The sequence below is a fragment of the Dolichospermum sp. DET69 genome (assembly GCA_017355425.1).
Lineage (GTDB): Bacteria > Cyanobacteriota > Cyanobacteriia > Cyanobacteriales > Nostocaceae > Dolichospermum.
In genome coordinates this window covers 57736-71710 of the sequence record CP070234.1, presented here as the reverse complement: position 1 = coordinate 71710, position 13975 = coordinate 57736, and the positions used below count along the sequence as shown (strand labels likewise).

Genomic DNA, 13975 nt, shown 5'->3' with positions numbered 1-13975 from the left:
GTGTATTCTGAACACCTCAGACCAATTACGGTCTGTCCTACCCGGATTGAGGGAATTCCGCTGCTCGTCCAGCCTACTTGTAGGGTTCGACCGCCCTTAGACCCTCAATCCGTTTTTATTCGTTCCCTCGGTTGATTATTAGTTCCGTTAGGTGTAGCCATTTCAACCACTGGAATCCCTGGACTCGTACCGCTATGGGACTAAGATGCGGCGGGAATTAACTCCAATGAGGTCGGGTTTTTTGTATTGTGTCCCGCCTCTCGATAAGTTGCTTTTCCAGGCTCTGTTTCACCGTGGGAACTCCCCATTAACGCCAGTGTCACCCCACAACGGATGTCTGATTGCGTCCTGTTCCTAGCTTCGACCTCCCGAAGCCGAGTCGGGTCATCGTAGGCAGATAGGGAGTCATACCTGAGTCTGGCAGATGGGACTTGCACCCATATCAGACCGAGAGTTCAACCTTCTTCTATTGCTAGATTGGGTTGGTTAGCTTATGTACGGGCTGGATACCGTGATTCAGCTAACAACGAATCGCACGGTAGAGTCGAGGGCGGGTATTATCCCGCGCCCCTCTCTGTTAAATCTGGGCGTGCAGCTTTCACTGCACCCAGCTTCCGATGTTCTTAGCTTTCGTTTTTGCTCATGTGAATATAATCGTGGCAGCTTTCATGAATTGCTAGAAGGTTGTTTGGTTTCCAATTGTTATGATTGGCATCAACATGATGTAAGTGTACCTTCTCATCATTGAGCATTTTAAGACCACAATGACCACATTTATGGCTTTGCCGTTTGAGGGCTTTAGAGGTATTGTTGTTATAGAGCTTGCTGTTACGTTCGCTCCAATAACTTAAATCTCCGTCATAAGGTGATTTCTCACCTTTGACATTGATGTGTTTGTTTTCGGAGTAAGGGACTGCTGGAAACGCCTTATCTAGTAATTGCTTACTGGTATAGCGATTCTGTTTAGTTTCCTTGTTGAATACCCTAAATGCTCTGTTTTGGATGTGAAATAACGAGTTTCTTGACCCGTCCATCTTGCAGAAGCGGTGGTAATTCCTCCAGCCTCTAACTACAGGGGCTAATTTCTCAGCCTTTGTGGTAGCACCATAATTCGAGTTGTTGACGATGTATTTTACTTTCTTGCGAAAAGATTTAAAATTGTCCACTGATGGAGCGCATCTAAACTTCCCGTTTTTCTGGACTAAAAAGTTCCAGCCGAGGAAATCAAACCCATCTGTCGCGGCGGTTAGCTTTGTCTTTTTCTCGCTGACTTTCATTCCCCGCTCTGCTAAAAACTGACTGATTTTGTCAAGTATTTCTGTGGCATCGTCTTGAGGTCTGAGTATTATCACCATGTCATCCGCGTATCGGATTGTTGGTTCTATTACTTTACTTCCGGCATCTTTATATCTGTGGATGCTTTCAATGCCGTTTAAAGCGATGTTAGCTAGTAGTGGACTTACCACTCCGCCTTGAGGCGTTCCCTGTTCAGGAAATTCTGGGTTGACTCCGGCTTTGAGACATCGGAAAATACCTTGTCTTATGCTCTTGGGAGCTATGAGTCTATCCATGATGGCGGTGTGGTTTATCCTATCAAAGCATTTTTCGATATCGAGTTCTATAACCCTTTTATCTATTCCATTTCGCGCAGAGCATAGGTTTATGAACAGGATTTTCTGTGCGTCATGCGCTGAACGTCCCGTCCTAAACCCGTAGCTCCTAGCATGGAAGGTTGCCTCGTGCGCTGGTTCTAATGCGTATTTGACAAGGCATTGGTAAGCTCTGTCTGCAATAGTAGGGATTTTCAGCATCCTCATCGTACCGTCCTTTTTGGGGATGGGTATTTCTCTTAGTTCCTGGTGTTTCCAGTTGCTAACGGATGCTTTTAGCAGTTCATTAAGCTCAAAGCGTTCCTTAAAGGTAAGGGACTTTTTGCCATCAATTCCTGCGGTCTTTTTACCAGCGTTTAGCTGTGTTACTTGACGGATAGCCATTAATCTCGCTGCGGTTGATTTCAGAATCAGCTTTTGTAGGGACTTAGCTTTGCGCTTGTCTCCAACTTGAACCGCTTTGTACACTCGTTTTTGTAGGCGGAATAAGTTACGGCGGAATTTCTTCCAGGGTAAGGTCTTCCAAGATTCACTAGAGTTGTCTCTGTGTCCAATCATGCTCTGCTCCAGTTTGTGTATTCTGAACACCTCAGACCAATTACGGTCTGTCCTACCCGGATTGAGGGAATTCCGCTGCTCGTCCAGCCTACTTGTAGGGTTCGACCGCCCTTAGACCCTCAATCCGTTTTTATTCGTTCCCTCGGTTGATTATTAGTTCCGTTAGGTGTAGCCATTTCAACCACTGGAATCCCTGGACTCGTACCGCTATGGGACTAAGATGCGGCGGGAATTAACTCCAATGAGGTCGGGTTTTTTGTATTGTGTCCCGCCTCTCGATAAGTTGCTTTTCCAGGCTCTGTTTCACCGTGGGAACTCCCCATTAACGCCAGTGTCACCCCACAACGGATGTCTGATTGCGTCCTGTTCCTAGCTTCGACCTCCCGAAGCCGAGTCGGGTCATCGTAGGCAGATAGGGAGTCATACCTGAGTCTGGCAGATGGGACTTGCACCCATATCAGACCGAGAGTTCAACCTTCTTCTATTGCTAGATTGGGTTGGTTAGCTTATGTACGGGCTGGATACCGTGATTCAGCTAACAACGAATCGCACTAATCCTTCGAGTAAAGTTTAATGTCCCTTCGCTCAACGCAATCAAGATGTCTTGGCTTTAACCAACGCTATTACAAGATAGCTTGAAGATAATCCGATAGCGTAGCGTGGCGTAAGCCATACTAGAGAAGTATTCGGAAGTTCGTACCAAATTGCGTCTCAATGAGCTAGTCAAACACGTAAGTCTTGATTTCTTACAAGCTCAGTCCCTTTAGGGCTGAGTTATTGACAAATTAATTGCTATCATTAGTATAGCATGAGATTATTAACGCTAGTTAGTTAACACTGCCAAAAATTGAACATACAAAAGGCAACCATAAACCCCTTGATATCATGTTTGTTGCCAGAAAGACCGCATATTAAGGCTATAGGGAATAGAGGAACTTGAAAACAGAAAGCTATATTAAATTGTCAAATTCTTTGTTAAACTTCTTCATCAGTACAGTTAACTAAGTTTAATTAGGTTTGGGGTAAGATGTCAGATGTCAGCAGTCAACTAAGAACAGGAATAGCAAAGATTCTCCAAGGGGTGAATTTATAACTTGTTACTTATGTTGATTTTTTAACGCCGACTTACTTTCAACAAAATGACGATAAATCATATTAGTTAAAAAACAGGTTTACACACTTTGGTTGCTGTACCTCATCAATATGAAAATCAGTGCAAATTTTAACTAAAATTTCACCCCCTTAACAGGGGCAAGAGCGACGAATTAAGATGAATAAATCCTATGTCTACAGTCGCTCTACATCAAAAATATCGCCCCCAAACTTTAGCCGAATTGGTTGGACAACCCTACATTAAAACTGCTCTCACTAATGCTATCAAACACCTGCAAATTGCCCCAGCTTATTTATTAACAGGTTCTAGAGGTACAGGTAAAACTTCAACTGCACGCATATTTGCCAAATCTCTGAATTGCCTCAATACTAAAAAACCAACTGATAAACCTTGTGGAATTTGTCAATCTTGTCGTTCAATTGAAAGTAGCAATAGTTTAGATGTGAGTGAAATTGATGCTGCTTCAAATAATGGTGTAGATGATGCCCGTGCTTTAATTGAACGCTGTACTTTAGCACCAATAGCCGGACGTTATCGAATTTTTATTTTAGATGAATGTCACTGCCTAACCGGTAATGCCTTCAATGCTTTACTCAAGTGTATTGAAGAACCACCACCTCATGTGGTTTTCATTCTCTGCACCACAGAACAGCACAAGGTTTTACCTACCATTGTCAGCCGTTGTCAGGTGTTTAATTTCCGCACTTTATCAATTCAAACAATTGTGCAGCATCTCCGTATTATAGCAGATGCGGAATCTATTTCTATTAATGAAGAGGCATTAAATGCGATCGCTCGACTGAGTGATGGTGGTTTACGAGATGCCCTGCAATTACTCGGTCAAGCCAGTCTTTTAGATGTAGATATCACTGCCCATCATGTCATGGAAATCGTTGGTGGTGTCACAGAAGCAGAGCTAGTGGCTATTTTACAGGCCATCTCTACCAACAACACTTTTAACTTACTGCAAGTCGCTAGAGTTTTGGTAGACTCTGGGAAACCGCCCAAATTGATTATCTCAAATTTACTGCAAACATACCGAGATTTACTGATTATCAAGTCTGCACCCAAGGAACAAGCTTTACTGACTGGTTGTATCAGTTATACTCAACTCAAAGCTTTTGCCAAACACTGGAATTTCGAGACTCTGAATTTGTCCTTAGCAGAGTTACAAAAAGCGGAAAATTATCTGCGGTATACGGTCAATGCAGCGGTGTGGCTGGAGGTTTGTTTACTCAATTTGCTGCCCGGTTTATTGCCTGGGGGTGCAACGAAGACGGTAAATGTGAAACCTGGGCATGATGGCAAATTGTTACCAACTTATGGCACGTACACCATCAACAAGGTAACTGATAAACCTGTGGATGATCCAGGTAAAGATAGCTTGTTACCAGCAGTTGCCACCAATACCACTAATTTAGCGCAAATATGGCAGCAGGTGATGGATAAGGCTAAACCGAACCATCAAAAGCTGTTGGCTCATGCAAATCTGGTGAAATTGCAAGGGTCTAAGGCAATTTTAGAGGTGACACCAGCTTACCTGCAAAAGTTTGAGAATAGCAAAGAAGCGATCGCTAAAATGCTGCAACGAGCTACTCAAAGTCCAAAACCTCTGACTGTGTTGATTAAAACTGCCAATCTCAGTAATAATGGGAGGGTCAGAGGATGATTGTTTTGCTCACGGGTGATGATGAATACGCTATTCAAGAACAGCTAAACCAGTACAAAGCAGAGATTGATTCTCAATGGCTGACTCTATGCTATCACCGATTTCCGGCTGTTCAGCTTGACAAAGCTTTGAGTGTGGCTCGGACTCGTTCCCTGACTGGTGGTAAAAAACTGGTAATTGTGGAAAATTGCCACCTCAAGCAGTGGGGTGATCCTGAGTTGGCCACTTTGCAACAGTTGGTGCAATTGCCTAATTCGACAATGTTGGTGTTTGTGGCGACTAATGTAGATAAGCGGCTAAAGGTTTACAAGCATCTGGTCAAGTATGGGAAGTTGTTGGAGTTTGCGTTGATACCACCTTGGCGGTATGATTTGATTGAACAGGCGATAGTTTCCCTTGCTGCAAAACTCTACACGAACACCACGGATAATGCTGTTACAACTCAGAAAATTAAACTGCTGTTGTCAGAGGATGCAGTGACATATTTAGCACAAGCTATTGGTAATGATATGACCCGTGCAGCTTCTGAGTTACGCAAACTGGATATCTATGCTCAGGGTAGAAAATTAGAGCTTGCGGAGGTACAGGAGTTAGTTCCATGTCAAACTCAGAATAGCCTACAATTGGCTGCGGCTATGCGTGAAGGAAAAAGCCATCAAGTTTTGCAGTTGTTGGATGATTTACTGTCTCGTTGTCAACCTTTAATGGTGATTGTCAGCACTATTTTAACGCAGTTTAGAACTTGGTTATGGGTGAAATCGGCGATTGTTTCTGGGGTGAAGAAGGATGGTGAATTAGCTCAACTTTGTAATATTAGTAATCCTCATCGTATTTACTATTTGCGTCAGGAGGTAGCAAATACAAGTATCAATGCTTTGGCTAAAGCGGTGACTATGATTTTGGATGTAGAGATGTCTATTAAGAGGGGTGGTGATGGTGGGGATTTATTGGTAGTGATTCTTGGTGTTTGTAGGTTGTTTCAGGTAGTTTAATCAGGAGGAAGTTGAGGGATAATTTTGGATTTTAGGTTGGATGTTTGATGTCTGTCTAAAATCCAAATTTAGCTACCGAAGTGCTGTATTGAGTACAAAGGATTTAACTTTAACACCTAATTGTGATAATTGTTCAGCTTGTTTTTCAAACTTTTCTCTTGCTTCATAAATACTGATTTTTGGTGATTTTCCTTTTCTATAATCACTTTTATCCCACTGTTCACAATTAAACCAACCAACTAAGTACATACCATGTTGACAAGTATTATCTTTTAAATAGCGATTAACCAGTTGTTCTTCCATTGCAATATCTAACTCATCATTCCAACTACCTTTTACTTCAATGATAACCGTTATTTGATCTAATACTTCTCCATTTATTTCAATGACAGCATCTACGTGAATGTCTGTTCTTTCTCCTTTACTTCCTCCTTGCTTTCGTCTTAGCTCTACTTCTCTATTAATAATAACACCTCTAGATTTTAAATCCCTTTCAAGATGGAGTTTTACATAATCAGAAAATGTATTTTCGTCCTTTGGTTTATAGCTATTATCCCCTACTTTATCCCAAAGGAATATAGCAGATGGTGTTTCACCTTGTAGTTCTTTCTCCAATGTTTTCAACGATTCAGCAAGGACATTTAAAAGTTCATTACCATCTTGAACAAAACGCTTTTCTGTATTGCTAATAAGTTCAAAAATTTCAGATGAATTGGGAGGATTCCGATTCCATTCTTCACGTCTTCTTATAGTTTGAGCTTCTACTAATACTCTGTTCATCCATGTTAATTCAGGTAATTCCTTACTAATTCGTTGAATTTCTAAGCAAGATTGAGATGTTCCTCTTTCCTTGAGTTGAGTTAAAATACTGTTTCTAAAATCACTTACTCGTTCTCTATTTGTTATCTGATGAACACCTTCATAAACAGGATCTTCATGAGGTGAATATTGCTGAATCATCCAAATATATAAATCTGCTAGTTGTGCTTCAGTAATATTTAAGTTAATACCAAATGAAGGACGATTAGCAACTGCTTCAAAAGTCTTACGTCCAAATTCTGTATTTTGTTGAATAATTGACCAAATTAATGACCAGTCATTAGAACCAGCATTTCCAATTAAAACTCTAGCAGCTAGTAAAGTCCTTTCATATTCTTCAGGTTCTGAAGGTAGTGGATAATAAATTAGACTCTTAGCAAATTCTTTAACTTCTTGAAATTCATGTTTTACAATTTCTTTAATCAATCGTTCAATAATATTTGGTTTAAGTGATTTATCATTTTTGATTTTTTCTAAAATTACAGAATTAAAATTATTATCCCAGCATTTATAAAATTTATTAATATCAAAAAAATTACTATCTTCTTTATTCTCTTTATCAATTATTAAAATTAGTGTGCTAATAGTTTCAGTGGGAGCTTTTATATATGTTTGTCTAACCAATTCCAAGTAATAATCTTCTCTGTAAATATTTGGGTAGCCTACTATAACAGGTGTCCATCTTTGCCAGATTTCATCTGTAATGGTATTCAAAAATTCTGGTAATTCTTTCAATAGTAACAATAACGCTCTACAACCAGCCAACGCTAATCTATTATAACTGTTTGTACCTATCCAGTCATAATCAACTTCATTTTGTTCTAAAAGATATTTCTTAGCACTATCAATAATTCTTATTCGAGTAGATATATCTGCTTCTTTCCAACCTGGAAGTTTAGTTAAATCATATTCTAATAATGAATTAGAATATCTACTATATGGTGTTAAATTCATTTCCATATTTATTTCTGACCAAGCCGATAAATTTCCAGACTCTAAACTCTCCAAAAATATAATAACTCTCTCTTTTGGTGGTTGCTCTAGTAGTGGAGGTTCTTCTTGCTCATTTTTCCAGTATTCTTTCCAATTTTCCAACATTTTATTATTAGCTTTCGTCTTATCAGCTTGATCTGAATTTAACTCAACAGGCTCAAAGTAAGATATAAAATGATTGCGTAGAATTTCATTAGTTTGAGTAGCTGTTAAAATAGCATCTATTTGTTTTGCATCTTGACGGTTAAAAATCCATTCAATTAGTTGTACCCAATTTCTTTGCACTTCCTCACATTTCGTATTTTGCAGTTTATCCAATATCCAAAATATATTTTGATTTAAGAGAATATTTTCTTGGAAATAGCCTTGGGATAATTTGGACTTCTTTGTGTGATCAGAAATCACTAAAACTATATTTTCAAGCAATATTCTTCTTTTTTGACTATCCTGTGAAAGTTGTAATTCAAAATTATACTCACTTTGAGTTATTAATCTCTGGTATACTTTCCATTTTATTAAGGCTATTTTTGCAAAACTCTTTGCAATTCCAGGAATAGAAAAATTTTTCCATGCCTTTAACAAAATTTTATTACTAAGCCTTTCAAATGAATCTAAATCTAAATCTAAATCTAAAGAGTATCTTAACCCTTTATTCTCAAGCCAATTTAGAGCTATCAATAAATCATTAGGTTGAAGTTTTAAAGTAAGTTTATCATCAAGAAAACTCTGATAACCACCAAAGTAATTTACTCTCTTAGGTAGAGTAATAGCATGAAATAACTCTTCTGCCGTTAAATGTTCGGGAAAAATAGCTTCTAAACTATATCCTTTAATTTCATCATTTTCATCTTCTTCAAGATTACTAAGAGCTAAAGGTTTTAACTTTAATTTTGTCTCTGAATTACCAATTGAACAAAGAGCGTTTACAGCATTAACTCTTAAGTATATAGATTGAGATGAGTCCAATGCTAAAATTACTAAATCTTCTTGAAGCTCATCTAATTCACATATTTCAGCAATGTCTATTGCTTCATATCTTGCTGCCAATGACTTGCTAGAATCTTGAATATACGGACGTAGTTGTTCAGGTAATCTGGGATGTTGAAGTTTTTTATAATTAAAATAGTTATTAAAATCTCGATGTAACAGTTTTTCATCATTGTAATTTTTCAGTAAACTATCAACTATTTTTTCTCTGATTTCTCCATTTGTTGGAATGTCACTTCTTAAAAGTACATCTGGATCTGTTTTGATAATTTCTTCAAGACAATCAGTTCTCATACTTGCTAACCAAGCAGCAGTTTCATGAAGTTGAGGAATTAATTTAGATTCTGGATCTCCTTGAGAAACAATTAAACTCATTACTTGAACTAGAGGTATCTTACGCTTATTTAAATACCATGCTGCCAAAAATTCAGCGTAGGTTTGATGAGCAAATCCCATTCTGTTACTACCACGAGAAGAAAATAATCCTGTAATAGATAAAACTTCATCTCTGATATCATTTTCTGTAACTGGAAATTCTTGCTGATTAATGATTTCTTTACCTACACATAAATCTGGAATAGCTATGTCTGAGTTAGGCATTTCTACCATTTCTCTACTTGTCCACATAGCAGTTTTTCTAGCTAAAAGTAAAATGGCTGCAATACGACCTGCTATAATCAAACGTTGATCAGAACTTAAACTACCTCGATACCTTGCTGCTTGACGATCTTCATTGTTCTCTACACATAATTGAAGTAAACCCTGTTTGTATAATTCTTTTTTGGAATCAGGAAAGTTTCCATTTTTTAGGTAAGTATCAGTTAAAAACTTTAATGTGATTGGATTAATAGCGAGTGGGGTAACTTCTTTATCTAAAATTTCTTGTATAAATAATTCATGATTGATGCTTTTTGCCTTCGCTACTTCAATAACATCTACTCTACGCAAAGGAGCAAGTTCATATATTTTTGTATTATCTTCTTTCCATTTTTCTTTTAATTTTTGTTCAAAGGAAATACTTTCTAACCATACAGAAGTTCTACAAGTTATCCGAAAATAAAGGCGTTCAATAGGAACATTATCTATATGCTTACATAAAAACCTAATAATCGTTTTGACAGATAATAAGCCTTCATCTAAACTATCTAAAAAAAGATGTAACTTATAACTTCCATTGAGCCATTTAATAAATTTATTGCTTTGAAATATTCCATTCAATAAATCTTGATTTGAGTCAAAATCACCTAGATTAAAAAATAAACAATCATCTTCAGATGTTTCCAATTCTGTGTTTAGTTCATTAAATGCTTGATTAATTGCTGTTGTTTTACCAATACCTGGCTCACCCAATAATACTAAACAAGGAATATGGGATATAGAATTAAATGGTACAACATCAGGATTATGACCATATTCTGATTCTGAATCTTCTAAAAATCCACCATAGTGAAGCCTGATATTTTCCGTATTTATACACCAAAAGCGTTTCCAATTATACATTATTTCTATAATTTAATTTTTAAACATCACTAGATTTAATTTTACATCAATTTGTAAAACAGTGCTTTATCCTACAAAGTATCAGTACCAATTGAAATTTATAGTAAAGTCCTGTAACATTCATATTCTTGTTTTTGATACCAGAGCATCACTTACCGATTCTAACTTATTATCACACTCCCTCACTGGGGGATTTGTGAGGGCAAAGTTTAAAAAAACACCACTATGAATACCCCCAACTACAGCAGAGATAAATATGTATTAAAATAGAAAGCAATAGCTAACTTAAACCCTCAAGAATTATTGCAGAAATATAATGAATATTGAGCAGACTGTCTTAGAAATTTCAGGAATAGAAATTACCAAATCTATCTTAATAGATTTCCAAAAACTCTCCTCTTGCTCTGGAGAACCAATAGCATCTATTTATGCAGATAACCTACTGCGGACTATGCGAAATATGCGTGATAAATTACCTTTTGACCCCTATACAGAAGTGGTAATGGCATTACATGATGCACTGGCATATTCTAACCGTTGGATTGACTATAATGCCAGTCAATACCAGGGAGTTTGTGAATTACTTACATCCCTAGTAAATCAAGAAACAATCAACAACTTATCAATTGAAACAGCAATTTTAACTCTAGAAAACTTAGGCTTTGATCCCCTACCATTCGGAGTCAAACTTGACGAAAGCCTGGATCTAGATAAAGATGACGAATAACACCAAATGAAATATAAATCTATTAGTTTAACTATTTATATTCAACCATTAATCACCCCCGTTACAAACATCCTTCAGAGAGTAAAATCTTTGCCAGATGATAATTTTCTAATAAATTACTATGGCATTTATCAAAAATAACTTTGTAAATTCGGAGTTTACTTCTATCAACTTAACATCTTCCCCCAATGGGGGATTTATAAGGGCAAAGTTCAAAAAACACCACCATGAACACGCCCAACTACAGCCTATTACTACAAAGCCTGTGGACACCACCTACCACACCCATTCCCGAAAATTCCCACCCCAATCACCATCCCCCAGAACCAACAGAAATCACCGAATTTCTAGCAGAAGAAATACTCTATCAACAAACAATTCCCGCCACCGAACCCAACCTCAAAACCATCCCCAAAGACCTACCAAAACAATTAATTAAAGCCCTACAATCATTAGGAATCACCCAACTTTACTCCCATCAAATCAAAGCCTTACAAGCAATTAGGAAAGGTAAAAGTTTCATCCTTACCTCACCTACAGCCAGTGGTAAAACCCTCAGCACATACCCCGGCATTATCGAAGGTTGCATCACTCAAGAACACCGAGCTTTAGCATTTTATGGACTAAGAGCATTAGCACTTGACCAATTCCATAAAATCTCACAACTCCTTTCTACCATCCCCCCCAAATATCGCCCAGTCTTAGCAATGATCACAGGAGATGTTAAATCAGATGAACGAGAACAAATCCTTGCCAGTGAACCCCATATATTAGGTGTCACTCCCGAATTAATTCACTTCCAACTCAAACAAGTTTGGAAATCACCAAATTGGGCAAACTTTTATCAACGATTACGCTACATCTTAATTGATGAAGCACACACCCTTTCCGGTAGCTATGGCGCAAATATGGCTTGGTTAATTCGCCGTATTAAACTAGCAGTAGATCATTACGGTGGTGACTCCCAAAAACTGCAATTTATCTTCCTAAGTGCTACTTGTGGAAATCCTAAACAATTAGCTTTGAAAATCTCTGGTTTAAAACCCACTAAACTCAACCCCAAACCCTTAATTTGGATTCGCAAAAGTGGCGCAGCTTCACCACCCAGACAAATTATTGTCACCCAACCAAGTTATAATTTAACTGCTGACACAGCCCGGATAATTCAATTTTTACTCAATCAAAATAAATCAGGAATCGCCTTTTGTAACTCCCGGCGGAGTGTGCGAGAAGTCACAGAACTGTTAAAATCAAATCAAGTCACCGCGTTTTACAGTGGCATTACTGCCGAGCGTCGAGCCGAAGTAGTTAATCAACTTCAATCTGGTATAATTAAGTGGATAATTGCCACAGAAGCCTTAGAAGCAGGAATAGATTTACCAGAATTAGAATGTTGTGTTTTGCGTGGCTGGCCTGGTTCTAAAATGGCGTATCAGCAACGCAGTGGTCGAGCCGGACGTTCTCAACCAGGACTCACAGTGCTGCTTCCCAATGCTTTCAACCCTATTGATTGTTATGTAGCAGAACATCCAGAAATGCTGGTATCTGGAGAATCTGAAGAAGTGTTTTTTAATGATGAATATCCCATCTTTGCAGCCAAACATTTGATGTGTGCAGCCGCAGAAACAGGCTTTCCCACTAACAAAATTAAACACTATTTTGGTGCAGCCGCTTTTGATGTTGCCAAACTGTTATTAGCCCAAGGACATTTACACAAAGGTAAAAATGGCTTATGGGCTAAAGGTTATCCCCACAAAGATGTGAATTTTCGGGGTGGTTTATCGCAAACAACTATCAAATTAGTAGATGCAATTTCTGGGGAAGAATTAGAGGAAATATCTGAAGATATCGCTTATCGAGAAGTGCATCCTCAAGCCATTTATAAACGCCAAGATACTAAGGGACAAATGCTGACTTATCAATGTATTTCTCTCGACCTTAACAGTAAACGAGCAATTTTAAAACAAATAACAGATAAAGCAATTTTTACAGTTGCAACTACGGTATCACAAACCAGTAGTTTAACTGTGCTGACTGACCCAGTGAATTTACCATTATTGTTTTCTCCAGATGGTATGGAAGAAAAGAAACAGGAGGAACAGGAACAGAAAATAAAGGGGAAAGTTTCCCACAAAACTGACATTGTAGTCATTGAAAAATCTGTGAAGGAGGAAAAGGAACAGAAAATAAAGGAGAAAATTTCGCACCCTGCAACTTTGCTTGAAGTTGAAGACTGTCAGGAATATTTAACGCTGGAATTGAGTTTTGGTGAAGTTAAACACATTACCAGTGGTTACAGTTTAATGACGCAAATTTACGAGCAGACTTGTTTGAATAAACGCTGTCTCAACTATAAAGAACCCTTACCTCAACAACAGCGTTGTCCCCTGTGTCGTAAACTCACCCGCAAAGCTGTCATTGTCAAAACCCTATCAGAAGCCAAGTTTGAGCAGCCTTTTCGCACCCAGTTTTCTGCCCCTATGGTGAAAGTAACAATTAACTCCAGTGCGCGGGAATATATCCAGCAATTTGCTAAAGAAACTAGAACCAATTTAACTCGTAGTAAAGAACCGATACCTTCTGGTTATCAACAGTTGTGGGAATATTCCAGTCCCTTCATTGCTATCCACAGCTTTGGACATCAAATTATGAGAGCATTACAGCTTGTAGCTAGAGTTGACCCCAAACAGGTGAATTTTACTGTGGTGAAGGAGTTAGAGGAAAATAACAATTACACAGGTTACTTCTATGATACCAGTGACGGCGGCAATGGTGCGGCTGAAGCTGTGTTTAAACATCTGCCAAAACTTGCGGAGGTTGCGGGGGCGATCGCACGAGATTGTAATTGTCATACTGGTTGTGCTAAGTGCCTAATTCAACATGGTTGTCCTGATGGGAATACTGCTTTATTGAAGCAAATGGGGTTGGTGTTGTTGGATGCAGTTGCTATACCTGAAACATAACATTTTGAGTTGGTAAATTTGCGGAAATACCTACCCTTAACAA

At 38.2% G+C, this 13975-nt stretch carries 6 protein-coding genes; 4 read left to right on the top strand and 2 right to left on the bottom strand.

Going from position 1 to position 13975, the window contains the following annotated elements:
• Nucleotides 1–623: 623 nt before the first annotated feature.
• Nucleotides 624–2168, bottom strand: coding sequence for a reverse transcriptase N-terminal domain-containing protein (locus EZY12_27015; protein QSX70997.1), 1545 nt, complete (start codon nucleotides 2166–2168; stop codon nucleotides 624–626).
• 1283 nt (nucleotides 2169–3451) lie between these two features.
• Between EZY12_27015 and dnaX the strand changes: the two genes are divergently transcribed.
• Both dnaX and holA read left to right on the top strand, forming a co-directional pair.
• Nucleotides 3452–4951, top strand: a complete 1500-nt coding sequence (dnaX, locus tag EZY12_27010; protein QSX70996.1) for a DNA polymerase III subunit gamma/tau — start codon at nucleotides 3452–3454, stop codon at nucleotides 4949–4951.
• Entirely contained in the window at nucleotides 4948–5943 is a 996-nt protein-coding gene (gene holA / locus EZY12_27005; protein ID QSX70995.1) for a DNA polymerase III subunit delta, read from the top strand. The genes dnaX and holA overlap by 4 nt, the downstream gene beginning before the upstream one ends.
• A gap of 72 nt (nucleotides 5944–6015) precedes the next feature.
• Here the strand turns inward: holA and EZY12_27000 are convergent, their stop codons facing one another.
• Nucleotides 6016–10242, bottom strand: a complete 4227-nt coding sequence (locus tag EZY12_27000; protein ID QSX70994.1) for a hypothetical protein — start codon at nucleotides 10240–10242, stop codon at nucleotides 6016–6018.
• A gap of 316 nt (nucleotides 10243–10558) precedes the next feature.
• Here EZY12_27000 and EZY12_26995 point away from each other — a divergent pair, with 316 nt between their 5' ends.
• Both EZY12_26995 and EZY12_26990 read left to right on the top strand, forming a co-directional pair.
• Complete coding sequence (locus tag EZY12_26995) at nucleotides 10559–10969, top strand: hypothetical protein (protein QSX70993.1); 411 nt, start codon at nucleotides 10559–10561, stop codon at nucleotides 10967–10969.
• Nucleotides 10970–11196: 227 nt separating this feature from the next.
• Complete coding sequence (locus EZY12_26990; GenBank protein QSX70992.1) at nucleotides 11197–13932, top strand: DEAD/DEAH box helicase; 2736 nt, start codon at nucleotides 11197–11199, stop codon at nucleotides 13930–13932.
• Nucleotides 13933–13975: the final 43 nt, after the last annotated feature.

Coding starts and splice junctions, on each gene's coding strand:
- EZY12_27015 (QSX70997.1), bottom strand. CDS start 2,168: ATGATTGGACACAGAGACAACTCTAGTGAATCTTGGAAGACCTTACCC.
- dnaX (QSX70996.1), top strand. CDS start 3,452: ATGTCTACAGTCGCTCTACATCAAAAATATCGCCCCCAAACTTTAGCC.
- holA (QSX70995.1), top strand. CDS start 4,948: ATGATTGTTTTGCTCACGGGTGATGATGAATACGCTATTCAAGAACAG.
- EZY12_27000 (QSX70994.1), bottom strand. CDS start 10,242: ATGTATAATTGGAAACGCTTTTGGTGTATAAATACGGAAAATATCAGG.
- EZY12_26995 (QSX70993.1), top strand. CDS start 10,559: ATGAATATTGAGCAGACTGTCTTAGAAATTTCAGGAATAGAAATTACC.
- EZY12_26990 (QSX70992.1), top strand. CDS start 11,197: ATGAACACGCCCAACTACAGCCTATTACTACAAAGCCTGTGGACACCA.